Annotated in this window: 20 protein-coding genes; 11 read left to right on the forward strand and 9 right to left on the reverse strand. The window is 64.2% G+C overall.

All coding sequences use genetic code 11. From position 1 onward, the window contains the following. Positions 1–3: 3 nt before the first annotated feature. Positions 4–459, reverse strand: a complete 456-nt coding sequence (locus tag PEP31012_RS01450) for an FKBP-type peptidyl-prolyl cis-trans isomerase (RefSeq protein ID WP_150587580.1) — start codon at positions 457–459, stop codon at positions 4–6. A 160-nt stretch (positions 460–619) separates the two neighbouring features. Between PEP31012_RS01450 and radC the strand changes: the two genes are divergently transcribed. The 4 genes from radC (at position 620) to nadB (ending at position 3,782) form a co-directional block, all read left to right on the forward strand. Beyond that, positions 620–1,294: a RadC family protein gene (gene radC, locus PEP31012_RS01455; RefSeq protein WP_150587581.1), complete on the forward strand. Its 675-nt coding sequence runs from the start codon at positions 620–622 to the stop codon at positions 1,292–1,294. A 223-nt stretch (positions 1,295–1,517) separates the two neighbouring features. Continuing rightward, positions 1,518–1,751: a 50S ribosomal protein L28 gene (gene rpmB, locus PEP31012_RS01460; protein ID WP_150587582.1), complete on the forward strand. Its 234-nt coding sequence runs from the start codon at positions 1,518–1,520 to the stop codon at positions 1,749–1,751. Between the two features lie 16 nt (positions 1,752–1,767). Further along, positions 1,768–1,935: a 50S ribosomal protein L33 gene (rpmG, locus tag PEP31012_RS01465; RefSeq protein ID WP_017232785.1), complete on the forward strand. Its 168-nt coding sequence runs from the start codon at positions 1,768–1,770 to the stop codon at positions 1,933–1,935. A gap of 242 nt (positions 1,936–2,177) precedes the next feature. After that, positions 2,178–3,782: an L-aspartate oxidase gene (gene nadB / locus PEP31012_RS01470; RefSeq protein ID WP_150587583.1), complete on the forward strand. Its 1,605-nt coding sequence runs from the start codon at positions 2,178–2,180 to the stop codon at positions 3,780–3,782. Between the two features lie 110 nt (positions 3,783–3,892). Here the strand turns inward: nadB and nadC are convergent, their stop codons facing one another. The 6 genes from nadC to purN form a co-directional block, all read right to left on the reverse strand. Then, complete coding sequence (gene nadC, locus PEP31012_RS01475; RefSeq protein WP_150587584.1) at positions 3,893–4,798, reverse strand: carboxylating nicotinate-nucleotide diphosphorylase; 906 nt, start codon at positions 4,796–4,798, stop codon at positions 3,893–3,895. Then, positions 4,795–5,928, reverse strand: coding sequence for a quinolinate synthase NadA (nadA, locus tag PEP31012_RS01480; protein ID WP_150587585.1), 1,134 nt, complete (start codon positions 5,926–5,928; stop codon positions 4,795–4,797). The genes nadC and nadA overlap by 4 nt, the downstream gene beginning before the upstream one ends. A gap of 94 nt (positions 5,929–6,022) precedes the next feature. Further along, complete coding sequence (locus PEP31012_RS01485; protein ID WP_150587586.1) at positions 6,023–7,219, reverse strand: DesA family fatty acid desaturase; 1,197 nt, start codon at positions 7,217–7,219, stop codon at positions 6,023–6,025. 313 nt (positions 7,220–7,532) lie between these two features. After that, positions 7,533–8,927, reverse strand: coding sequence for a mechanosensitive ion channel family protein (locus tag PEP31012_RS01490; protein ID WP_150587587.1), 1,395 nt, complete (start codon positions 8,925–8,927; stop codon positions 7,533–7,535). 98 nt (positions 8,928–9,025) lie between these two features. Beyond that, positions 9,026–10,297 (reverse strand): RsmB/NOP family class I SAM-dependent RNA methyltransferase, encoded by a 1,272-nt coding sequence (locus tag PEP31012_RS01495; RefSeq protein WP_150588029.1) that lies wholly within the window; start codon positions 10,295–10,297, stop codon positions 9,026–9,028. Between the two features lie 194 nt (positions 10,298–10,491). After that, a complete protein-coding gene (gene purN / locus PEP31012_RS01500; protein WP_150587588.1) occupies positions 10,492–11,142 on the reverse strand; it encodes a phosphoribosylglycinamide formyltransferase in 651 nt (216 codons plus the stop codon). Positions 11,143–11,379: 237 nt separating this feature from the next. Between purN and PEP31012_RS01505 the strand changes: the two genes are divergently transcribed. The 7 genes from PEP31012_RS01505 (at position 11,380) to dut (ending at position 20,290) form a co-directional block, all read left to right on the forward strand. Continuing rightward, positions 11,380–12,372: a bifunctional riboflavin kinase/FAD synthetase gene (locus tag PEP31012_RS01505; RefSeq protein ID WP_150587589.1), complete on the forward strand. Its 993-nt coding sequence runs from the start codon at positions 11,380–11,382 to the stop codon at positions 12,370–12,372. Between the two features lie 140 nt (positions 12,373–12,512). Continuing rightward, the gene (gene ileS / locus PEP31012_RS01510) at positions 12,513–15,350 is read left to right on the forward strand and encodes an isoleucine--tRNA ligase (protein ID WP_150587590.1); all 2,838 of its coding nucleotides are present in this window, start codon (positions 12,513–12,515) and stop codon (positions 15,348–15,350) included. Beyond that, positions 15,350–15,895: a signal peptidase II gene (gene lspA, locus PEP31012_RS01515; RefSeq protein ID WP_174978069.1), complete on the forward strand. Its 546-nt coding sequence runs from the start codon at positions 15,350–15,352 to the stop codon at positions 15,893–15,895. The genes ileS and lspA overlap by 1 nt, the downstream gene beginning before the upstream one ends. A 134-nt stretch (positions 15,896–16,029) precedes the next feature. Next, positions 16,030–17,250: a bifunctional phosphopantothenoylcysteine decarboxylase/phosphopantothenate--cysteine ligase CoaBC gene (gene coaBC, locus PEP31012_RS01520; protein WP_150587591.1), complete on the forward strand. Its 1,221-nt coding sequence runs from the start codon at positions 16,030–16,032 to the stop codon at positions 17,248–17,250. Between the two features lie 196 nt (positions 17,251–17,446). Next, positions 17,447–18,667: an MFS transporter gene (locus PEP31012_RS01525; protein WP_150587592.1), complete on the forward strand. Its 1,221-nt coding sequence runs from the start codon at positions 17,447–17,449 to the stop codon at positions 18,665–18,667. 54 nt (positions 18,668–18,721) lie between these two features. Next, positions 18,722–19,756, forward strand: coding sequence for an LLM class flavin-dependent oxidoreductase (locus tag PEP31012_RS01530; protein WP_150587593.1), 1,035 nt, complete (start codon positions 18,722–18,724; stop codon positions 19,754–19,756). Positions 19,757–19,843: 87 nt separating this feature from the next. Beyond that, entirely contained in the window at positions 19,844–20,290 is a 447-nt protein-coding gene (dut, locus tag PEP31012_RS01535; protein WP_150587594.1) for a dUTP diphosphatase, read from the forward strand. A 124-nt stretch (positions 20,291–20,414) separates the two neighbouring features. Here the strand turns inward: dut and clpA are convergent, their stop codons facing one another. Continuing rightward, complete coding sequence (gene clpA, locus PEP31012_RS01540) at positions 20,415–22,712, reverse strand: ATP-dependent Clp protease ATP-binding subunit ClpA (RefSeq protein ID WP_150587595.1); 2,298 nt, start codon at positions 22,710–22,712, stop codon at positions 20,415–20,417. Next, entirely contained in the window at positions 22,709–23,023 is a 315-nt protein-coding gene (gene clpS, locus PEP31012_RS01545; RefSeq protein ID WP_010807118.1) for an ATP-dependent Clp protease adapter ClpS, read from the reverse strand. Before clpS ends, clpA begins: the two co-directional genes overlap by 4 nt. Positions 23,024–23,448 lie beyond the last annotated feature (425 nt).

Consider the following 23,448-nt stretch of genomic DNA (forward strand, 5'->3'; position numbering starts at 1 on the left):
TTCCTACAGAATGCCGATAATCTGGACTTCGAACACGATCGGCTGGCCGGCCAGCGGGTGATTGAAGTCGAACAAGGCCCAGCCATCGCCCAGCTCACGCAGGATGCCCGCATAGCGGCCGCCGCTCGGCGCATTGAACTCGACCAGATCGCCAACGCTATAGGCTTCGCCGAAGTTGCTGTTTTCTTCCAGCGTCTTCATCGAAACGCGTTGCAGCAGCTCCGGGTTGCGCGGGCCGAACGCGTTTTCCGGCGCCAGGTCGATCCGGCGCCGCTCCCCCACCGCCATGCCCAGCAGCGCCTGTTCCAACGTCGGCGCCATCTGGCCGCCGCCCAGTTGCAGCGTCGCCGGCGTACCTTCAAAAGTGTTGACAATGTCCGCACCGTCGGGCGCGGCGATCCGGTAGTGGAGCGTCAGATAGGAATCATCTTGAACCACTGGGGTTACGGCAGAACTCATGGGGGTCTCACAGCAAGGTCAAGCTATTATTGTAAATGACGGCGCGTTGCGCGTCCGGCTCCCCATCGAAGCGGCCCCGATTTTTTCCCGTCGACGGCCCTGTTTGTGATTCGTGACACCCGCGATCATGCGCGCGACCGTGTCCGCCCCAGGAGTCGTCATGTCCATCGCTCAATGGCCGCTCGCCGAGCGGCCCCGTGAAAAAATGCTGGCCCGCGGCGCCGGCGCCCTGTCCGATGCCGAGCTGCTCGCGATCTTGCTGCGTACGGGCTCGCACGGGCGCAACGCCGTCGATCTCGGTCGCGACCTGCTGGCGCGAAGCGGATCGCTCACCCGGCTGCTCGCCACGCCTTTCGAGACGTTGCGCCAAATTCCCGGGCTGGGGCAAGCCAAAGTTCTGCAATTTCAGGCGGCCCTCGAAGTGGCGCGCCGCATGCTGGGCGAAGGTATGCAGTCCGGCAGTCTGCTCGACTCCCCGTCGCGCGTGCATGACTATCTGCGGCTCACGCTGCAGGATCGGTCGCGCGAGCGTTTTGCCTGCCTGTTTCTCGACGCCGCCCACCGGCTGATCAGCACCCGCATCATGTTCGAGGGCACGCTCACGCAAACCTGCGCCTATCCACGCGAGATCGTGCGCGCCGCGCTCGACGTGCACGCCGCGGCGGTCATCGTCGCGCACAATCATCCGTCCGGCGTTCCCACCCCGAGCGCGGCCGATCTGGCGCTCACCCGCCAATTGGGCGATGCGCTGGCCTTGCTGGAAATCCGGCTGCTCGACCATTTCATCGTGGCCGGGGCCGGCGTGTACTCTCTCGCGGAGCATGGCGATCTGTGACGCCTTACAACACTTGCCCAGAATTTTGGCAGTCGGGTCGCGTTCGCGGCGCGCTTGCGCTATAATCCGTCCCTTCCCCGAATCTCCGACAGACGTTTCCCGCCAGGGACTCGCATCCTACATCGCGAAAGCGATTGATTTGTCTGGGATTTTTGTGGTATCATCGCGGTCTGTCTTTTCGACTCACCTTTTTTTACACAGAATTCTGGGTTAGGAGTGCTTCATGGCACGCGTATGTCAAGTGACCGGGAAAGCGCCGATGGTCGGCAACAACGTTTCCCACGCCAACAACAAAACCAAGCGTCGTTTTCTTCCGAACTTGCAAAATCGCCGGTTCTGGGTTGAGAGCGAAAACCGCTTTGTGCGCCTGCGCATTTCGAAGGCCGGCCTGCGCCTGATCGACAAGAACGGCATCGACGCCGTTCTGGCGGACCTGCGTTCGCGCAGCGCCATCTAAGTTTTAGGAGATCATCATGGCAAAAGGCGCTCGCGACAAGATTAAGCTGGAATCGACCGCTGGCACGGGTCATTTCTACACGACCACCAAGAACAAGCGCACCCATCCGGAAAAGATGGAAATCAGCAAGTTCGATCCGGTGGCTCGTAAGCACGTGGCCTACAAGGAAACCAAGATCAAATAAGATCAACAGGTTTTCTCGCAGCGGTTCGCTGCTGCGTTCGATACCCCGCCCCTGGCGGGGTTTTTCGTTTGGGCGTCCCGAAATTCGCGACGCTACGCTATGCGTAGTCACGCAACGCAGAATTTCTCCGATGTGCGCATAGGGTCATGTGTCGCGCGCGTATTGACTCGCTATACTGGCTCATTTCCCATCACGTGAATCACACCACGCCCGTGGCGTCGATTCCAGAGAGCGCGCGTATCATGAATTTCGATGTCGTCATCGTCGGCAGTGGGCTCGCCGGCCAGTCTGTCGCCCTGCATCTGGCCAAAACCTGCCGCGTGGCGCTGGTCGCCAAACGCCCCATGCCCGAAGGGGCAAGCGACTGGGCACAAGGCGGCATCGCCGCCGTGCTCGACTCGACCGATAGCGTCGACGAGCATGTCGCGGACACCCTCGTTGCCGGTGCCGACCTGTGCGACGAAGCCGCCACGCGATTCATCGTCGAACACAGCCGCGAAGCCATCGAGTGGCTCATCGCGCAAGGCGTGCCGTTCACCCGCGACGATGCCGCCGAACTCGGCTTCCACCTGACGCGCGAAGGCGGCCATAGCCACCGCCGCATCATTCATGCCGCCGACGCCACCGGGCACGCCGTGATCGCCACGCTCACCGAGCGCGTGCGCCAGCATCCGAACATCACCGTGTTCGAAAACCACTTCGCGGTCGATCTGATCACCTCCGACCGTGCCGATGCGGCACCGACGGCCGGCCGTCACTGCCAAGGCCTGTACGTGCAGGATCTCGGCACCGGCGAAGTCCACGCCATGACGGCGCGGCACACGGTGCTGGCCACGGGCGGCGCGGGTAAGGTGTATCTCTACACAACCAACCCCGACACCGCGACCGGCGACGGTATCGCAATGGCCTGGCGTGCCGGTTGCCGCATCGCGAACATGGAGTTCATCCAGTTCCACCCGACCTGTCTTTATCATCCGTATGCCAAGTCGTTCCTGATCACGGAAGCCGTGCGCGGTGAAGGCGGACGCCTGGTGTTGCCAGACGGCACGCGCTTCATGCCACAACACGACCCGCGCGCCGAACTGGCGCCGCGTGACATCGTGGCCCGCGCCATCGACTTCGAGATGAAGAAGCACGGCCTGGACTGCGTGTATCTCGACATCAGTCATCAAAGCCCCGAATTCCTGCACGAGCACTTTCCTACGATCCTGGCACGCTGCGCCGAACTGGGCATCGATATCACGAAGCAACCGATTCCGGTGGTGCCGGCAGCGCACTATACGTGCGGCGGCATCGTCACCGACATGCGCGGGCGCACCGACCTGCCCGGGCTCTACGCCGTCGGCGAAGCCACGTACACCGGTCTGCATGGCGCCAACCGTCTCGCCAGCAACTCGCTGCTCGAATGCCTGGTGCTCGGCAAAGCCGCGGCCGAAGATATCCAGCGAGGGGAAGCAACGGTAGCCACGCCGGAAGATGTCCCCGCATGGGACGAAAGCCGCGTCTCGGATGCCGACGAGGAAGTCGTCGTCGCCCATAACTGGGACGAACTGCGTCGCATGATGTGGAACTACGTCGGCATTGTGCGCACGACCAAGCGGCTGGAGCGGGCGCAGCATCGCATCGCCCTGTTGCGCGAGGAGATTGCCGAGTACTACGCGAACTTCCGCGTGAGCCGCGATCTACTGGAATTGCGCAATCTGGTCGACGTGGCGTCGTTGATCGTCGACAGCGCGCTGTCGCGCCACGAGAGCCGCGGCCTGCACTTCTCGAGAGACTTCCCGGATACCTTGCCGAAAGCCCTGCCGACCGTGCTTTCCCCCGCGTTGCCGCGCCGCGCTCGCTGACCGGCGGGCGATCGCTCGCACCGCGCCAACGGTGAAAGCAAAAAGGCCGCAGGGGGACCCCTGCGGCCTTCGTTTTTCTCGCGTGACAAGCGGACAAGCGCGAACGGCGCTTACCCCACCGTCTCCAGAATTCGCATCGAGTAATCGGTCGCGCGAACATCCTTGGTGAGTCCACCGACGGAAATCCGGTCGACGCCCGTCTCCGCAATGGCCCGCAACGTTTCGAGATTGATTCCGCCCGACGCCTCCAGCACCGCGCGGCCATCCGTCACGCGCGCCGCTTCACGCATCATTTCCAAGGTGAAGTTGTCGAGCAGGATCGAGGTCGCACCGCATTCCAGCGCCGTTTCCAGCTCTTCGAGCGACTCCACCTCGATCTGCACCGACGCGCCATCGGCCAGACGGTCGGCGTTCGCCAACACCTGACGAATACCGCCCGCCGCCGCGATGTGGTTTTCCTTGATGAGGATACCGTCGTAGAGCGCCAGACGCTGATTCGCCCCGCCGCCCACGCGCACCGCGAATTTCTGGGCGAGACGCAGGCCGGGCAATGTCTTGCGCGTGTCGAGCACCCGCGCCTTCGTGCCCTCGACGATATCGGCATAACGACGCACCGCCGTCGCCACGCCGGAGAGCAACTGGAGGAAGTTCATCGATGTGCGCTCGCCCGTGAGCAGCGCGCGCGCCGGGCCATGAATGTCGCACACCGCCGAGTCGGGCGCCATGCGCTCGCCTTCCCGGTAGTGCCACTGAACGCGCACCGACGCATCGACGCCTTGCATGCAGCGCTCGAACCAGCGCACACCGCACAGCACCGCCGACTCACGCACGATGATGCGTGCGTGCGCCATTTCCTCAGACGGCACGAGCAGGCCGGTCAAATCGCCCGCGCCGATGTCTTCGTCGAGCGCATCGCGCACATTGCGGGCGAGCGCCGCGTGGAGCGGCTCGCCAAAGGCAGCGAATTCGGGTGAAACGGCCTCGTCGGTACTCAGGATTTTGGATGACGTCATCATGCGGGGCCCACACCGGCAAACAGCGCGCCGTCACGCGCGAAATCACCGCTGGCGCGAACGTTCTGCTTGCGCGCCTCGGCGAACTTCAACATCCGGTCAATACAGGTATGGGCGCGACGGCCGGTCTCTGCATCGACGTGAATCTCGTTGCTACCGGACGCCAGCACGTCAGCCAGGTTCTGCAGACTGTTCATGGCCATCCACGGGCAATGTGCGCAGCTCTTGCACGTAGCACTGTTGCCGGCTGTCGGCGCTTCAATGAAATGTTTGCCCGGCGCCGCGGCACGCATCTTGTGCAGAATGCCGTTGTCGGTCGCCACGATGAATTCCGTCGCATCCATCGTCTGGGCGGCCGTGATCATCTGCGACGTCGAACCAACCACGTCGGCCTGCTCCACCACAGAGGCGGGCGACTCCGGATGCACCAACACCTTGGCGTTCGGAAACTCGCGACGCAGCAATTCCAGCTCGGTGCCCTTGAACTCGTCGTGCACGAGGCAGGCGCCCTGCCACAGCAGCATGTCGGCGCCCGTCTGCTTCTGGACGTAACTGCCCAGATGACGATCCGGCGCCCAGAGAATCTTCTTGCCCTGCGCATGGAGATGCGCAACGATTTCCAGCCCGATCGACGACGTCACCATCCAGTCCGCCCGCGCCTTCACGGCGGCGCTGGTATTCGCGTAGACGACGACTGTACGGTCGGGGTGTGCATCACAGAAGGCTGCGAACTCGTCGGCGGGACAGCCCAGGTCGAGCGAGCAGGTCGCGTCGAGGTCCGGCATCAAAATGCGTTTTTCGGGACTGAGAATCTTCGAGGTCTCGCCCATGAAGCGCACGCCGGCCACCACCAGCGTCTTGGCCGGATGGTTGCGGCCGAAGCGCGCCATCTCGAGCGAGTCGGCCACGCAGCCGCCTGTCTCCTCGGCGAGATCCTGCAAGTCGGCATCGACGTAGTAATGGGCCACCAGCACGGCGTCCTGCTCCACGAGCAAGCGCTTGATTCGGGCCTTGAGCGCCGCGCGTTCTGCTTGCGACGGCGCATCCGGGACACGTGCCCACGCATGGGCAACGCACGTGGCGCCGCTCGGTGCGGGGCGCTCGAATGCTACGGATTTGATTGAAGCGTTCATTTTCGCGTGGCCCGCGGGGGGACCGGGAATGACAAAACCCCGCCTTGGCGGGGTTTCGATTATGCGTCAAAAATGGATTTCTGGCTGAGCCCGTTCACGCGTAGCGGCGCAGACGTGTCGCAAACTCCTGCAGCGCGTGAATACCGCTCTGCTCGGCGCGATGGCACCAATTCTGCAACTGGCTCAGAAGCTGTTCGCGCGACGCATTCGAGCGCTCCCAGATGCCGGCCAGTTCGCGGCGCAGCTCGTAGTAGGTCTTCACGGCGTTGCTGTGCGCGAAGATCTCGCCCAACTGCTGCTTTTGCGGCTCTTGAAGCGAGGCTTCGTCATGGTGCAGCCACTTGCTGGCACCGCGCAGCAACTGATACTCGCCATGCTGACGCTTTTCCTTGAAGCGCGCCAGTTCCTGGCCGTAGGCACGCTTGAATGTCTTGGCGTAGCGCTCCATCACCTCATAGCGGTTCGAGAGCACGGCCTGCAGCGTGTCGTCATCGCATGCCGCCTTGTTCTTCGCGAGCTTCGGCGTCGGTGCGATCTTCTTCACCTTCGCCAGGCCCAGGGCCGACAGCACGCGGATATACAACCAGCCGATGTCGAACTCGTACCACTTGTTCGAGAGCTTGGCCGACGTCGCGTAGGTGTGGTGATTGTTGTGCAGCTCCTCACCGCCGATGATGATGCCCCACGGCAGCAGGTTCGTCGACGCGTCCGCGCAATTGAAGTTGCGATAACCCCAATAATGGCCCAGGCCGTTGACCACGCCGGCGGCCCAGAACGGAATCCAGACCATCTGCACGGCCCACACGGTCAGACCGATGGCGCCGAACAGAGCGATGTCGATAATCATCATCAGGCTCACGCCAAGAATCGGATAGCGCTTATAGACATGGTTCTCGATCCAGTCGTTCGGCGTGCCGTGGCTGAACTTGCGCAGCGTTTCTTCGTTCTTCGCTTCGGCGCGATAGAGTTCGGCCCCTTCGGCCAGCACCTTCCACAGACCACGCGTTTGCGGGCTATGCGGATCTTCCGGCGTTTCGCACTTGGCGTGGTGCTTGCGGTGAATGGCCGCCCACTCGCTGGTGACCATGCCGGTCGTCATCCACAGCCAGAAACGGAAGAAATGGGCGACGATCGGATGTACGTCCAGCGCGCGATGCGCCTGGCAGCGGTGCAGATAGATGGTCACGCCGGCAATCGTCACATGGGTGACGGCCAGGGTAAACAGCGTGATCTTCCAGCCGCTCCAGCCGAGCAGGCCGGTCGAGATAAAACCAAGGAGACTGTCCAGCAAAATATCACTCCAAACTAATCAATACGGTAGCAATCACGGCAATGCTGCCGTGGCTTGTCTTGTCGGGCCGATAGGGCATCGATGGCCGTCGCGTCAGGTGTCGTTCTTGCGCTCGCTTGACGCTTGGATTCGCTGGAGTTCGGCAAGTTGCTGAATGCCGGGGCGAGATGGGCGGAAAACGTGCCAGTGAACGTCGGTTTATTATCGTTTGGGCAGCATTTTACCTGACGGACTGTCGCCCGTGTGTAACGCGCCCGCCACACATTTTGTCGCAGGTCAACCCGTGCCCCCGGCAAAATCGCCCAATGGCCGTCTACGCGGGCTTCTGCACGACGTCATCGGCAGGGGATGGCGCCCGTTCAGGCGATTCCGCCATCACGCCCGGCGCAGGCGCCCCCCCGACCGGCAAGCCGTCGGTCCAATCATTGAGAATGCGTATTTCGCGCTGCGCATACGGAATTTCAATACCATGTTCGCGAAATGTGCGCCAAATCCGCAAATTGATCTCGGAACGGATCGCCCCACTGCCTTGCGCGGGATCTTGCACCCAGAAGCCCATTTCGAGATCCATCCCATCGGCGCCGAAATTCAACAGCAGCGCCGAGGGTGCCGGATCGGCCAACACCCGGGGAATGCCCACGGCCGCCTTGAGCATCAGCGACATCGCCAGTTCGACATCGGCGCTGTAGGCCACCTGCACGTTCACCTTGGCACGCCCGCGCGTCTCGGTAAATGAGTGATTCTGGACGACGTTCGTCACCAGTTGCTCGTTCGGCACCAGGGCTTCGACACCATCCAGGCCACGCACAACCGTATAGCGCGTATTGATCTGCGAAACGGTGCCGTGATACGGACTCACCGTAATCAGGTCACCAATGCGCACCGAGCGATCGAGCAGGATGATGAAGCCCGACACGAGATTCGACGCGATCTTCTGCAACCCGAAGCCCAGCCCGACGCCCAGCGCGCCGCCGAACACGCCGAGCACCGTAATGTCGATGCCCACGAACGACAACGTCGTGAGCACGGCGATCAGCGTCAACACCCCCTTGATCAGCCGCGAGAGCACCACTTTCAGATTGCCGTCGAGCGTGGTCGTGCGCATGATCCGATCTTCGACCAGCGCCCCGACCCACATCGCGAGCACCAGCGTCACGCCGATCCAGAGCAGGCCGGAGAGGATCGAGAGCAACGTCAGATGGCTCGAGCCGACGGCGAAGCGCACGCTGGCGAGCCACTTCAGAATGTCATCGTGCACACCGAGCACATACGCCAGCATCGACAGCCAGGCGATCGCCGTGAACACCCGCTCGAAGACTTTGAGCAGCCCCGACGCGTGGGGCGAGGTGGCGAACAATCGGCGCGCGAGATAGAACGCCAGATAGATGAGCGCGGTGCCGAACAACGGGACTTCCGCGAGCTTCAGCAGCGAGACGTGCGTGTAATCCTGGAGCACCACGCGAGTGAGCGCCACGCAGATCCAGCCGAAGATCGGGAAGAAGGCGCGACGCAGGCTCGATGACCCCGCCCGACGCGCGGGGGCGACACGCTCGAAATGACGTTCGAGCCGGCCGATCATCCAGCGTCGCAGCACGAACGCGACGGCCAGCGCGCCCACGAGCGCGACGACCTGCCAGACGATTTGCGGCTCGCCGACGTCACGCACGACGTCACGCACCAATCTCGCGAAAGCCGGACTTTCCTGCATTGCTCTCTCTCTCTCTCTCTCTCTCTCTCTCTCTCTCTTCTTCTTGTTGTTAGCCGACGCCGAGCACTGCCAATACCGCCATCACCGCCAACACTACCTTACGCCGGCCGACGTTCGAACACGGCAGCGAAAAAGCCGTCGGTCGCGTTGCGGTTCGGCAGCAATTCGAGATACTTGCCCGTGTCGAGGTCGATTTTCTGAGAGGCCAGCAACGTGTTCGCCGGCACCAGCACGAAATCGGGGTGCGCGGCGGCAAATGCCTCGGCGATGGCGCTGTTCTCTTCGGTCAGCAGGCTGCACGTCGCGTACACGAGACGGCCGCCCGGCTTCACCAGTCGCGCCGCGCTCGCGAGGATCGACGCCTGCTTCTGCGTGAGTTCCGCCACCGACTGCGGCGACTGACGCCATTTCAGATCCGGATTGCGACGCAGCGTGCCGAGCCCGCTACACGGGGCGTCGACCAGCACGCGGTCGATCTTGCCCGCCAAGCGCTTGATCTTGCTGTCGTTCTCGCTGTCGATCATCACCGGATAGACGTTCGACAGGCCGCTGCGCGCCAAACGCGGCTTGAGCTTGGCCAGGCGCTTCTCCGAAATGTCGAACGCGTAAAGCCGGCCCGTGGAGCGCATTTGCGCGCCGATGGCGAGCGTCTTGCCGCCGGCACCGGCGCAGAAGTCGACGATCATTTCCCCGCGACGCGGCGCAACCAGTTGGCACAGCAACTGGCTGCCCTCGTCCTGCACTTCGATCGCGCCGGACATGAACAGCGGGTGCTTCTGCAGCGCAGGCTTGCCCGACAGACGGATGCCGTTGGGGGCGAGCGGCGTCGCTTCGGCCGAAAAGCCGTCTTCGCGCAGCTTCGCGAGCACGTCGTCGCGATTGGCCTTGATCACGTTCACACGGCAGTCGAGCGGCGCGGCCTGATTCAGTGCGGCGGCGAGGGCTTCGAGTTCGGTGCCGTCGAATCGCTTGGCCAGACGCTCGTAGAGCCATTCCGGCAAATTGGTGCGCACGCGTGCCGACAGGCTTGCCGGGTCGATCTGACCGACGTGCTCGAGCCACGTGAGTTCATCGGGCGTTGCCACCAGTTGCACCGACGCCAGACCGCGCGTGAACGCCAGCCCGAGCAGTGCCAGCCGGCGTTCCAGCGGCCCGGAGCCGCTGCCCGCGTGCTGACCGAATTCGAGCTTGCGGCGCAGAATGGCGAAGACCGTTTCCGCCAGCACGCCGCGCTCGCGGTGGCCCAGCTTGGCGTTGGCGCGGAAGTAGGTGCTCACGAGCGTATCGGCCGGGCCGCTGAACGTCAACACGCTGCCGAGCAGTCGTTGCGTGTGTTCGAAGAGGGCGGGCGACAGGTGCTCGCCGCGCATGCGGGCCGACTCGGCGGGCGGCGCCTCCGGGCGACGATCGTTGCGCGAGCGGTCGTAGCGATCGGGGCGGACATATCGCTCGTGACGCTCTCCCGGCTGCCCGCCCTTGGGCGGCTGACGGGTATCGGTGGATCGGCCGCCGGCGCGGTGACCGGCTTGATTGGCGCCATCGCGGCGCTGTGTCGGGCGGGTGCTCATGCGTCCTCACCAAAAAGCCATTGCGGATCGGGCGTGCCGTCGGGCGCGGGAGACACCGTCACGCGGCCATCGGCCGCGACCAGACGGTCTTCCACGAACCAGCGCACGGCGCGCGGATAAATGATGTGTTCCAGCGGCAGGATACGCTCGGCCAGCGTCTCGGGGGTGTCCCCTGCCCGCACGGGCAAGGCGGCCTGCAGAATGTATGGACCGTGATCCAGTTCGGCCGTCACGAAATGCACGGTCGCCCCGACGACCTTGCAGCCGGCTTCCAGCGCACGGGCATGCGTTTGCAGGCCCGGGAAGGCGGGCAACAGCGACGGATGAATGTTCAGGAGCCGGCCGGCGTAGTGTGCGGTAAAGGCCGGCGTGAGAATGCGCATGAAGCCGGCGAGCACGACCAGATCGGGCTGGTGGCGGTCGATCTCGGCGGCGAGTTCGGCGTCGAAAGCCTCGCGAGTCTTGCCCTGGCTGGGCACCACGGCCGTGGCAATGCCGTTTGCCTGGGCAAAGGCCAGGCCTTCGGCATCGGCGCGATTGGCGATGATGGCTGCCACGCGGGCCGGCCAGCCTTCTGCAGTACAGGCGCGGACGATGGCCTGCATGTTGCTGCCTCGTCCGGAAATCAGGATGACAATGTTCTTCATCGCAGGATTTTATCATTGGTGCGACGCACCAGACAGGTCGCATTGGCCGCGTCGTACGCCGCGATGGTCGCGAAGCGTTTATAATTCAACGTTCTGCGGCGCCGCAATGTCGGATCGGCCGTCCTGCGCCATGCCGGGCCTGTCCCGCTGCCGCAGGCCGGCACGTTCTGCCGGCGGTGCCACGCGGTTCATTCACCAACGCTCAACTCAACGTCCTGATCTGACGCTTCCTTTATCGTGCGAGTCTTCCGGGGTCTACCGAACGCGCAGAGCAAAGCGCCCTGCGTGCTGACGATCGGCAATTTCGACGGCGTGCACCTGGGCCACCAGGCGCTGCTGGCGCGCGTACGCGCGGCGGCCGCCGCGCGCGGTCTGCCGGTGTGCGTCATGACGTTCGAGCCGCATCCCCGCGAGTATTTCATGCCCGACCGGGCGCCGGCGCGCATTTCCAATCTGCGCGACAAGTTCGAGGCGCTTCGCTCGCATGGGGTCGACCGTCTCGTGGTGGAGCATTTCAACGCCCATTTCGCCGGCCAATCGCCCGAGGCGTTTGTGCGCAATATCATCGTCGACGGCTTGCACACTCGCTGGCTGCTCGTGGGCGACGACTTCCGCTTTGGCGCGAAGCGCGCGGGCGACATTGAATATTTGCGCGATGCGGGCCGTCGCTTCGACTTCGTTGTCGAGCAAATGCCGACCATCGCGCACGACGGCGTGCGGATTTCCAGCTCGGAAGTGCGCACAGCGCTCGCCGACGGCAACTTCGAGCGCGCTCACGCGCTGCTCGGCCGTCCGTACGCAATCACTGGCCACGTGGTGCATGGCATGAAGCTCGGCCGCCAACTGGGCTTCCCGACGCTCAACCTTCGCATCGCCCACAAGCATCCGGCGCTGACGGGGATTTTCGTCGTGCAGGTGCATGGTCTGGCGGACCGGCCGCTGCCCGCTGTGGCCAGCCTGGGTTGGCGCCCGACGGTGGACGACTCCGGGCGCGTGCTGCTCGAAGTGCATCTGCTCGATTTCGACGGCGATTGTTACGGCAAGCTGGTGCGCGTGGAGTTTTTGCAGAAGCTGCGTGACGAAGCCAAATTCGACGGGCTGGCGGAACTGGAGGCGGCCATCGCGCAGGACACGCGCGAGGCGCGCGCCTACTTCGCGCATGCGCTCGACGCCAACGGCCCGAGCGCACGACGCGACTTCGCCACCTCGGCCACCGACCGAATTAGTTGATCTTCGCCCGCGTGCGCCGGCGCCCAGCGCCTCGCGCGCGGCCCGCCGCCGCCGGCACCTGCCCGGGCCCACATGGGCTGCCGGCAACGCCACCGGCGCAAGCGCCCTACCCCGACATTCCAAATTCGTAGCGAAGCCCCATGAGCGAAAAGAAAGCCCCGAGCAAATATCCCGTCAACCTGCTGGACACGCCGTTCCCGATGCGCGGCGACCTGCCCAAGCGCGAGCCGCTGTGGGTCAAGCAATGGCAGGAGAAGAAGATCTACGAGAAGATCCGGCGCGCCAGCAAGGGGCGTCCGAAGTTCATCCTGCACGACGGCCCGCCGTACGCGAACGGTGACATCCACATTGGCCACGCGGTCAACAAGATCCTCAAGGACATGATCGTCAAGGCGCGCAGCCTTGGGGGCTTCGACGCTGCCTACGTGCCGGGCTGGGACTGCCACGGCATGCCCATCGAGATCCAGATCGAAAAGCAGTTCGGCAAGCACCTGCCGGTGCGCGAAGTGCAGGAAAAGGCGCGCGCCTATGCCGCCGTGCAGATCGAGCGCCAGAAGGCGGACTTCGAGCGCCTGGGCGTGCTTGGCGAGTGGGACAACCCGTACAAGACCATGAACTTCTCGAACGAAGCGAACGAGCTTCGGGCGCTCGCGAAGATCATGGAAAACGGCTATGTGTACCGTGGCCTGAAGCCGGTGAACTGGTGCTTCGACTGCGGCTCGGCACTCGCCGAAGCGGAAGTCGAGTACAAGGACAAGACCGATCTGGCCATCGACGTCGGCTTTGCCTTCGCCGAGCCGGAGAAGGTCGCGAAGGCGTTCGGCCTGCCGAAGCTGCCGCGCGACGACGGCTATATCGTCATCTGGACGACCACGCCCTGGACGATCCCGTCGAACCAGGCGCTCAACGTGCATCCGGAGGTCGAATACGCGCTGGTCTCGACCGATCGCGGCCTGCTGATTCTCGCGACCGAACGCGTCGAGGAGTGCCTGAAAACGTACGGCCTGCACGGTGACATCATCGCCCGCACGAAGGGCGAAGCGCTCTCGCTGATCCGTTTCCATCACCCGCTCTCGACGGCCGACGCCGGCTACGCGCGCACCTCGCCGATCTATCTGGGCGAGTACGTGACGACCGACACCGGTACGGGCATCGTCCACTCGGCGCCGGCTTACGGCGTGGAAGACTTTATCTCGTGCAAGTCGCACGACATGCCGGACTCGGAAATCCGCATGCCGGTGCTGGGCGACGGCCGCTACCAGGACAGCCTGCCGCTGTTCGGCGGCCAGTCGATCTGGGATGCCAACCCGCAGATCGTCGACGCGCTTCGTGAAGCGGGCTCGCTGTTCCATTCGTTCAAGTACACGCACAGCTACATGCACTGCTGGCGTCACAAGTCGCCAATCATCTATCGCGCGACCAACCAGTGGTTCGCGGGCATGGACGTGAAGCCGGTCGACGGCGCGCCGGGCGGCGGCAAGACCCTGCGCGAAATCGCGCTCGCCGGCATCGAGGCCACCGAGTTCTTCCCGTCGTGGGGCAAGCAGCGTCTGCACAACATGATCGCGCACCGCCCGGACTGGACGCTCTCGCGTCAGCGCCAGTGGGGTGTGCCGATGGCGTTCTTCGTGCACAAGGCAACCGGCGCGCTGCATCCGCGCACGCCCGAACTGCTCGAAGCCGTGGCCAAGCGCGTGGAAACCGAGGGCATCGAAGCGTGGCAGACGCTCGATCCAGTCGAACTGCTCGGCGACGAAGCCAACGATTACGTGAAGAACCGCGACACGCTCGACGTGTGGTTCGACTCGGGCACCACGCACTGGCACGTGCTGCGCGGCTCGCACGCGCATGAACTGGCGTTCCCCGCCGACCTGTACCTGGAAGGCTCGGACCAGCATCGCGGCTGGTTCCATTCGTCGCTGCTCACCGCGTCGATGCTCGACGGCCGCCCGCCTTACAAGGCGCTGCTCACGCACGGCTTCACCGTCGACGGCCAGGGCCGCAAGATGTCGAAGTCGGTGGGCAACACCATCGTCCCGCAGGAAGTCGCGGGCAAGCTCGGCGCGGAAATCATTCGCCTGTGGGTGGCATCGACCGATTATTCGGGCGAATTGTCAATCTCGGACGAGATTCTCAAGCGCGTGGTCGAGAGCTATCGCCGTATTCGCAACACGCTGCGCTTCCTGCTCGCGAACCTGGCCGATTACGACCACGCGAAGCACGCGATGCCGACAGATCAATGGCTCGAGATCGACCGCTATGCCGTGGCGCTGGCCCAGTCGCTGCAGACCGAAGTGCTCGGCCACTACGACCGCTACGAGTTCCACCCGGTCGTGGCCAAGCTCCAGACGTTCTGCTCCGAGGATCTCGGTGGCTTCTATCTCGACATCCTGAAGGATCGTCTGTACACGAGCGCGCCGGACGCCCCGGCACGCCGCGCCGCCCAAAACGCGCTCTACCACATCACGCACGGCCTGCTCAAGCTCATGGCCCCGTTCCTGTCGTTCACGGCGGAGGAGGCGTGGCAAGTGTTCCAGCCGGGCAACGACACGATTTTCACCGAGACGTACTACGCTTATCCGGACGTCGCGGAAGGCTCGCGCCTGCTCGAGAAGTGGTACCTGCTGCGCACGGTGCGCGGCGACGTCACCAAGGCACTCGAAGAGGCACGCGCGGCGGAACAGATCGGTTCGTCGCTGCAGGCCGAAGTGGACGTGCGCGTCTCGGGACGCAAGTACGAGGTGCTGGCCAGCCTCGGCGACGATCTGCGCTTCGTGCTGATCACGTCGGCGGCGGCGGTCACGCAGGTGGCGACCGAAGCCGACGAAGGCGTGGTGGTCACACCGTCCTCGCACCAGAAGTGCGAGCGTTGCTGGCACTATCGTGAAGACGTGGGCGCAGACGCCGCCCATCCCACCCTTTGCGGCCGTTGCGTGTCGAATCTGTTCGGCAGCGGCGAACACCGGAGCGCGGCATAATGGCAACGAAAGCAGGTGCCCGTACGGGGGCACGTCGCAGCAATGGCAACGGTGGCGCGCGTGGCGGCGCCACGTTTGGTCTGGCCCCGTGGCTCGGGGTTGCGGTCATTGCGATCCTGCTCGATCAGGTCACCAAGCTCACGGTCCTGAAGACATTCCAGTACGGCGAGTTTCATCCGCTGACGTCGTTCTTCAACCTGGTGCTGGTGTACAACAAGGGCGCGGCGTTCAGTTTCCTGGCGGCCGCGGGCGGCTGGCAGCGCTGGTTCTTCACGCTGCTCGGCCTGGTCGCGGCAACCGTGATCATCTGGCTGCTCAAGCGTCATAACGGCCAGAAGATGTTCTGCCTGTCGCTCTCGCTGATTCTTGGCGGCGCGTTGGGCAACGTGATCGATCGGGTGATCTACGGCCACGTGATCGACTTTCTGGACTTTCATGTCGGCGGCTGGCACTGGCCGGCGTTCAACGTCGCCGACTCGGCCATTTGCGTGGGCGCGGTCCTGCTGGTGATCGACGAGTTGCGCCGCGTGAGGCGCGGCAAGTAGCGCCTGGCGCCGTGCGCCGCGGGCTCCCTGCGGCGCGACCCGCCCCGACGCCACGGCGCGGGGCGCGGATCGAGGAAAAACACCGTCGCGGCGCCCAGGAGGCGCCGCGCAGCACTTTGGAGGGGACACTCCCTATGGAACACGGTGAACTTGCGGGCAAGACCATCGTTCTCGGCCTGACCGGCGGCATCGCCTGCTACAAGTCGGCCGAACTCACCCGGTTGCTCATCAAGGCCGGTGCGACGGTGCAGGTCGTGATGACCGAGGCCGCCACGCAATTCATCACGCCGCTCACGATGCAGGCGCTTTCGGGCCGCCCGGTCTTCACCAGTCAATGGGATGGGCGCATCGACAACAACATGGCGCACATCGACCTCTCGCGCGAGGCCGACGCCATTCTCATCGCCCCGGCCTCCACCGACTTCCTCGCCAAGCTCGCGCACGGCATGGCGGACGATCTGCTCTCGACGCTGTGCGTGGCGCGCGATTGCCCGCTGCTGGTAGCGCCCGCGATGAACCGTCAGATGTGGGCCCATCCGGCGACCCAGCGCAATGCGGCGACGCTGCGCGGCGACGGCGTCACGATCCTCGGCCCCGGCAGCGGCGAGCAGGCCTGCGGCGAAATCGGCGACGGGCGGATGCTCGAACCGGAAGACCTCTTCGAGGCGCTCGCCGGCTTCTTTCAGCCGAAGCGTCTCGCCGGGCGTCGTGTGCTCGTTACCGCCGGCCCGACCTTCGAGCCCATCGACCCAGTGCGCGGCCTGACCAACCTGTCCAGCGGCAAGATGGGCTTTGCGCTCGCGCGCGCGGCGGCGCAGGCCGGTGCCGATGTGCATCTGATTGCCGGCCCGTGTGCACTGGCGACGCCCTACGGCGTGACACGCAGCAACGTTCAGACCGCGCAGCAAATGTACGACGCCGTGATGGCCGACCTATCACACGGGCCGCACCACGATATCTTCATTGCGGTGGCTGCCGTCGCCGATTGGCGCGTGCGCGATGTGGCCCGCGACAAGATCAAGAAGGCGGGCGACGCCGACGTGCCCACGCTCGAATTTGTGCAGAACCCCGACATCCTGGCGGCCGTCGCGCAGTTGCCGACGCCGCCCTACTGTGTGGGGTTCGCTGCCGAATCGGGCGATCTGGAAACGCACGGCGCCCAGAAGCGCAAACGCAAGCAGGTGCCGTTGCTCGTCGGCAATCTCGGGCCGGCAACGTTCGGGCAGGACGACAACGAAGTCATCCTGTTCGACGAGGCCGGGCAGCAACGCCTGCCGCGCGCCAACAAGGCGTCGCTCGCCCAACGCCTGATCGCTGAAATCGCGACCCGCCTTCCGTCGCGCGCGCCAGGCTGACGGCCGTCTGCGCCAAACCGCACGGCGCACACCGTCTCATCGGTGTCTCGTCTGTCATCGTCGTTGTCCGGCGACGCTGGCAGACTGGCGGCGACGCTCGACGTCACGGCCTCAGCCCTACGGTACTTCGGTACTTCGGTACTTCGGTACTTCGGCCATTGAGTCTCGAAGGCCATCGCAAACGATAACAAGCCCAATGACGCAACCTCCCACCCCTGCGCGACCCGCCGTCAGTGTCTACGGGACACTGAGCATGCTCGCCGCGATCATGTTCTTCGGCTTCATGACGATCGGCATGCCACTGCCCGTCCTGCCGGTCTACGTGCATGAAACGCTCGGCTACGGCTCGTTCGTGGTCGGGGTGACCATCGGCATCCAGTCGGTCGTCACGCTGCTGCTGCGCTCTTACGCCGGACGCACCGTCGACACTCGCGGCCCGCGCCGCGCCGTATTGACCGGCCTGTGCGGCTGCGGCGCGGCGGGTGTGCTGTACCTGGCCGCGTCGATGGTGCCGAACCCGGCGCTCGCGCTGGGCATCCTCATTGCGGGGCGCGTCGTGCTCGGCTTCGGCGAAAGCCTGATCCTGACCGGTGGCATGTCGTGGGGCATCGGCCTGCTCGGCGCCGCCCACGCCAGCAAGGCGATTTCGTGGCAGGGCGTGTCGATGTACACGGCGATCGCCATCGGCGCGCCGTTCGGGGCGTATCTGCTGCAAGCGGCGGGCTTTACGGCGGTCTCGCTCGTGAACATCGCCCTGCCCGCCATCGCCTTCGCGATCGCGCTGCGTCTGCCGGCGGCCGCGCCCGTGGGCGGCCATCGGCTGCCGTTCTTCCGGGTCGTGGGGCTGGTGTGGCGGCCCGGGCTGGCGATGACGCTGGGCAGCATCGGCTACGCCGTTATCGCCGCGTTCATCACGCTCTACTATGCGAGTCACGGCTGGTCGGGCGCCGCCTTCGCGCTCACGCTGTACAGCGCCTGTTTCATCGGTATGCGGATCGTGCTGGCGCACGCCGTCGATCGCTTCGGCGGACGCCGTGTCGCGATGGCCTCGCTCGTGTTCAGCGCCATCGGCCAGTTTCTGCTGTGGGGCGCGGTGAACCCGGATATGGCCCTCGTGGGCGCGGGACTCACCGGCGTGGGCTTCTCGCTGGTGTTCCCGGCGCTTGGGGTGGAAGCCCTGCGCCAGGTGCCACCGCAAAACCGCGGCGCGGCGCTGGCGGCCTACTCGGCGTTCTTCGATCTGGCGCTTGGGCTGATCGGTCCGATGGCCGGACTCGTCGCCAACTATTTCGGCTATGCGTCGATCTTCCTGTGCGGTGCCCTCGGCGGCATCGTCGCGATTCTGATGATTGCACGCCTGCCGCATGCAGGCCCGGTGGCCACGCCGGTGGACTCGTCCGCCGGCAGCGGCCACTGACCGACACAATGACGTGTCGACGACGCCGTGTCGTCGACCTGGAGCCCCTCACTCATGACGCCTACGGCAACGGCACGCATCAAGCTGTCGATCCTCGACCAAACACCCGTGATTCACGGTCACAGTGTGGCCGATGCCATCGCGGCCACCGTCGAGCTGGCGCAGGCCGCCGACGACCTGGGTTACACGCGCTACTGGTGCGCAGAGCATCACGGGTTGCGCGGCGTGGCCAATCCGGCACCGGAGGTCATGATCGCGCGCCTCGCCAGCGTGACGAAACACCTGCGGGTCGGCTCGGGCGGTGTGATGCTGCCCTATTACAGTCCGTTCAAGTTGGCCGAGCAGTTTCTGATGCTCGAGGCGCTGTTTCCGAATCGCATCGACCTGGGCGTCGGACGCGCACCCGGCGGCGACATGCGCACGGCGCGCGCCGTTGCCAAGGGGCCTTACGATGCCGGCGAGCATTTTCCGCAACAGGTGGCCGAACTGGCTGGCCTCTTCGATGACACGCTGGCCGACGATCACCCATTGCGTGGCGTGCTGCTGCAACCGGCAGTGACAACGCGCCCCGAGCTGTGGGTGTTGGGCTCGAGCGAGTTCGGCGGCCTGCTGGCCGCGCAGCTCGGCCTGCGCTACTGCTTCGCCCACTTCATCAATGCCCATGACGGCCATCGCGTCACGCAGGCGTATCGCGAGCGCTTTACCCCGGCCACGCTTGGCAAGCCCTATTGCGCAGTGGCGCTCTTCGTGATCTGCGCCGACACCGACGCCGAGGCGAAAGCGTTGGAAGCCGGCGTTGACCTGCGCCGCGTGCAGATGGCCTATGGCATGAACGAACCGATTCCGAGCCTTGAACAGGGCGCGCAGGCCACGGCACAGTATCGTGAACGGGAATTGTCGGTGATTGCGCGCGAGAAGCCGCGTAGTATCATCGGCACCCCGGAGCGCGTGACGGAGCGCGTACTGGCATTGCAGGAACAGTTCGAGGCCGACGAAATCGTCGTATTGACCGTGGCCGGCAGTTATCGCGCCCGGCTGCGCTCACACGAATTGCTCGCGCAAGCGTTTTCGTTGCGCAGCGCCGACTGATACGGGCACCTGAGACGCTCGCCTGAGCCCGCCGCGTCTCCGGCTGCATTTTTCGACTGCCATCCCTCCAACCATCGCCACAAGACCATGAACCTCGACGTCAAGATTCTCGATGAGCGCCTGCGCTCGCAGTTGCCCGCCTATGCCACACCGGGTAGCGCCGGACTCGATCTGCGCGCATGCCTTGACGCGCCGCTGACGATTGAACCCGGCCAGACGGTGCTCGTGCCGACGGGGCTGGCGATCCATCTGTCCGATCCGGGCTACGCCGCGTTGATCCTGCCGCGCTCGGGTCTCGGCCACAAGCACGGCATCGTGCTCGGCAACCTGGTTGGGCTGATCGACTCGGATTACCAGGGCCAACTGATGGTCTCGACCTGGAATCGCGGCCATGCACCGTTTGTGCTGAATCCGTTCGAGCGTCTGGCGCAACTGGTGATCGTTCCGGTCGTGCAGGCGACGTTCAACCTCGTCGACGAATTCCCCGAGAGCGATCGCGGCGCGGGCGGCTTCGGCAGCACAGGCAAGCACTGACGTCACGCCGGCGCGGCCTTGCAGCGTCGCCGCAGTGCGAACAGGCCAAGAGAACCACGGAAACACGGAAACACGAAAAAGCGCCGCATGAAGCGGCGCTTTTTCATTGGGTGACGCGGGCCAATTACTCGACTTCGGCGGCTTCCGGTTCCGCACGGGCGTTGCCGTCCTGCGGGAAGGACAGTTGCACCTGATCGTGCTCGTCCAGATCCACCGTGACGCGCCCGCCGCTGGTCAGACGGCCGAACAGCAATTCGTCGGCCAGCGCACGACGGATCGTGTCCTGGATCAGACGCTGCATCGGACGCGCGCCCATGAGCGGATCGAAACCCTTCTTCGCCAGGAACGCGCGCAGCTTGTCGGTGAAGACCACCTCGACCTTCTTCTCGTGCAACTGGTCTTCCAGCTGGATGAGGAACTTGTCGACCACGCGCAGGATGATCTGCTCGTCGAGCGGCTTGAAGCTGATGATCGCGTCCAGACGATTGCGGAACTCCGGCGTGAACATGCGCTTGATGTCGGCCATTTCGTCGCCGGCCTGACGCTCGTTCGTGAAGCCGATGCTCGCACGGTTGATCGTCTCGGCGCCCGCATTCGTCGTCATGATGACGATGACGTTACGGAAATCCGCCTTGCGACCGTTGTTGTCGGTAAGCGTGCCGTGATCCATCACCTGGAGCAGCACGTTGAAGATGTCAGGATGTGCCTTCTCGATTTCGTCGAGCAGCAGCACGCAATGCGGCTTCTTCGTGACGGCTTCGGTCAGCAGACCACCCTGGTCGAACCCCACATACCCCGGAGGCGCACCGATCAGACGGCTCACCGCGTGACGTTCCATGTACTCCGACATATCGAAGCGGATCAGCTCGATGCCCAGCGTGAAGGCGAGCTGCTTCGCGACTTCGGTCTTGCCGACACCGGTCGGGCCCGAGAACAGGAACGCGCCGATCGGCTTGTCCGTCTTGCCCAGCCCGGCACGCGACATCTTGATCGCGGCCGACAAGGCATCGATGGCCGGGTCTTGCCCGAACACCACGCTCTTGAGGTCGCGGTCGAGCGTCTGCAGCTTGCCGCGGTCATCCGCCGAGACGCTCTGCGCCGGAATGCGCGCAATCTTCGACACGATGTCCTCGATCTCGCCCTTGCCGATCGTCTTCTTCTGCTTGGACTTCGGCAGGATGCGCTGGGCGGCGCCGGCCTCGTCGATCACGTCGATCGCCTTGTCAGGCAGGTGACGGTCGGTGATGAACTTGGCGGACAGCTCGGCGGCAGCCGACAGCGCACTCGACGAGTACTTCACGCCGTGGTGCTCTTCGAAACGCGACTTCAGCCCGCGCAGAATCTGCACCGTCTGCTCGATGGTCGGCTCATTCACGTCGATCTTCTGGAAGCGACGCGACAGGGCGGCGTCCTTCTCGAAGATGCCGCGATACTCGGTGAAAGTCGTGGCACCGATGCACTTGAGCTGCCCCGACGACAACGCCGGCTTGAGCAGGTTCGAGGCGTCGAGCGTGCCGCCCGATGCGGCGCCCGCGCCGATCAGCGTATGAATCTCGTCGATGAACAGGATCGCGTTGTTGCGCTCCTTGAGTTCCTTGAGCACCGCCTTCAGGCGTTGCTCGAAGTCGCCGCGATACTTCGTGCCGGCGAGCAACGCGCCCATGTCCAGCGAGTAGACGGCGGCGTCCTGCAGAATCTCGGGCACTTCGCCACGCGTCACGCGCCAGGCGAGGCCTTCGGCGATGGCCGTCTTGCCCACGCCGGCTTCGCCGACAAGCAGCGGATTGTTCTTGCGGCGGCGGCACAGCACCTGCACCACGCGCTCGACTTCTGCCTCGCGCCCGATGAGCGGATCGATCTTGCCGTCGCGCGCCAGTTGGTTGAGGTTCTGGGTGTACTGCGCGAGCGGGCTTTCCTTCGCGTTGGCGCCCTCTTCCCCTTCGGCACTGCCTTCGCCAGCTTTGGCCGACTCGCCGGGCGCGCCCGTCTTGGTAATGCCGTGGGAGATGAAATTGACGACGTCCAGACGCGTCACGCCCTGCTGCTGCAGGTAATAGACCGCGTGGGAATCCTTCTCGCCGAAGATGGCGACCAGCACGTTGGCGCCCGTCACTTCCTTCTTGCCGTTGGACGTCGATTGCACGTGCATGATGGCGCGTTGAATCACGCGCTGGAACCCGAGCGTGGGCTGTGTGTCGACCTCGTCGCTTCCCGGCACCGTCGGCGTATTGTCCGCGATGAAGTTGCGCAGGTTCTGCCGTAAATCCTCAAGATTTGCGGCGCAGGCGCGCAACACTTCGGCAGCGGTCGGGTTATCCAACAGGGCGAGCAACAGGTGCTCGACCGTGATGAACTCGTGTCGTGCCTGGCGCGCTTCCATAAACGCCATGTGCAGGCTGACTTCCAATTCCTGGGCAATCATGCTTCCTCCATCACGCACTGCAGCGGGTGCCCGGACTGCCTTGCATGGCTAACAACTTGCTCAACTTTGGTCGCCGCGACGTCGCGCGTAAAGACCCCACAAACTCCCCTGCCCTCGCGGTGAACCTTGAGCATGATCTGCGTGGCAGACTCCCGGTCCTTATTGAAATATTCCTGAATGACCATCACCACGAATTCCATCGGGGTGAAATCGTCATTCAACAGTACCACCTTGTACATCGATGGCGGCTTGAGCTGCTGCTCTTGCCGCTCCTGTACGGTGTCGTCATGCGTTGTCGGTAAGGTTGCCATACGTGGATTCTAAACAACTCCCGGGTGCAGGAAGCAATCGGAGCCCCTATTGCCGCCTGCCGTCCGGTCGTCCACCGGAATGCCAACACTCGTCGATCGTCGCGCGCGTTGTCCAGCAAGGCGCCGCAGCCCCGACCACCGGGACGTGCCACACCCATATGAGTCAGCTTAACCCAAATTTCAAGGGCGTGTCTCCGCACGCCCGACGCCCGCTCGGACATCAGGGTAAAACCTGATCGAGCACAACTTCTATCGTTCAAAAAGGGCTTGACACTGTTGGTAGTTAGCGAAAACAATCATCGTGGCGCTTTTCCTCTATAAGCGTTTTAAAAGAAAAGATGCCTGGGTGAGCCTAAGAAGCCGCCGCCAGCCGGCGGGATTTTCAGATGTGCTCGTTGTTGCGGTGATGTGTAGTAGTCGTAATT

This window comes from Pandoraea eparura (assembly GCF_902459725.1).
GTDB lineage: Bacteria > Pseudomonadota > Gammaproteobacteria > Burkholderiales > Burkholderiaceae > Pandoraea > Pandoraea eparura.

Excerpts from the sequence above, each read along its gene's own strand:
- PEP31012_RS01450 (WP_150587580.1), bottom strand. The coding sequence starts at position 459 with ATGAGTTCTGCCGTAACCCCAGTGGTTCAAGATGATTCCTATCTGACG.
- radC (WP_150587581.1), top strand. The coding sequence starts at position 620 with ATGTCCATCGCTCAATGGCCGCTCGCCGAGCGGCCCCGTGAAAAAATG.
- rpmB (WP_150587582.1), top strand. The coding sequence starts at position 1,518 with ATGGCACGCGTATGTCAAGTGACCGGGAAAGCGCCGATGGTCGGCAAC.
- rpmG (WP_017232785.1), top strand. The coding sequence starts at position 1,768 with ATGGCAAAAGGCGCTCGCGACAAGATTAAGCTGGAATCGACCGCTGGC.
- nadB (WP_150587583.1), top strand. The coding sequence starts at position 2,178 with ATGAATTTCGATGTCGTCATCGTCGGCAGTGGGCTCGCCGGCCAGTCT.
- nadC (WP_150587584.1), bottom strand. The coding sequence starts at position 4,798 with ATGATGACGTCATCCAAAATCCTGAGTACCGACGAGGCCGTTTCACCC.
- nadA (WP_150587585.1), bottom strand. The coding sequence starts at position 5,928 with ATGAACGCTTCAATCAAATCCGTAGCATTCGAGCGCCCCGCACCGAGC.
- PEP31012_RS01490 (WP_150587587.1), bottom strand. The coding sequence starts at position 8,927 with ATGCAGGAAAGTCCGGCTTTCGCGAGATTGGTGCGTGACGTCGTGCGT.
- PEP31012_RS01495 (WP_150588029.1), bottom strand. The coding sequence starts at position 10,297 with ATGCGCGGCGAGCACCTGTCGCCCGCCCTCTTCGAACACACGCAACGA.
- purN (WP_150587588.1), bottom strand. The coding sequence starts at position 11,142 with ATGAAGAACATTGTCATCCTGATTTCCGGACGAGGCAGCAACATGCAG.
- ileS (WP_150587590.1), top strand. The coding sequence starts at position 12,513 with ATGAGCGAAAAGAAAGCCCCGAGCAAATATCCCGTCAACCTGCTGGAC.
- lspA (WP_174978069.1), top strand. The coding sequence starts at position 15,350 with ATGGCAACGAAAGCAGGTGCCCGTACGGGGGCACGTCGCAGCAATGGC.
- coaBC (WP_150587591.1), top strand. The coding sequence starts at position 16,030 with ATGGAACACGGTGAACTTGCGGGCAAGACCATCGTTCTCGGCCTGACC.
- PEP31012_RS01525 (WP_150587592.1), top strand. The coding sequence starts at position 17,447 with ATGACGCAACCTCCCACCCCTGCGCGACCCGCCGTCAGTGTCTACGGG.
- PEP31012_RS01530 (WP_150587593.1), top strand. The coding sequence starts at position 18,722 with ATGACGCCTACGGCAACGGCACGCATCAAGCTGTCGATCCTCGACCAA.
- dut (WP_150587594.1), top strand. The coding sequence starts at position 19,844 with ATGAACCTCGACGTCAAGATTCTCGATGAGCGCCTGCGCTCGCAGTTG.
- clpA (WP_150587595.1), bottom strand. The coding sequence starts at position 22,712 with ATGATTGCCCAGGAATTGGAAGTCAGCCTGCACATGGCGTTTATGGAA.
- clpS (WP_010807118.1), bottom strand. The coding sequence starts at position 23,023 with ATGGCAACCTTACCGACAACGCATGACGACACCGTACAGGAGCGGCAA.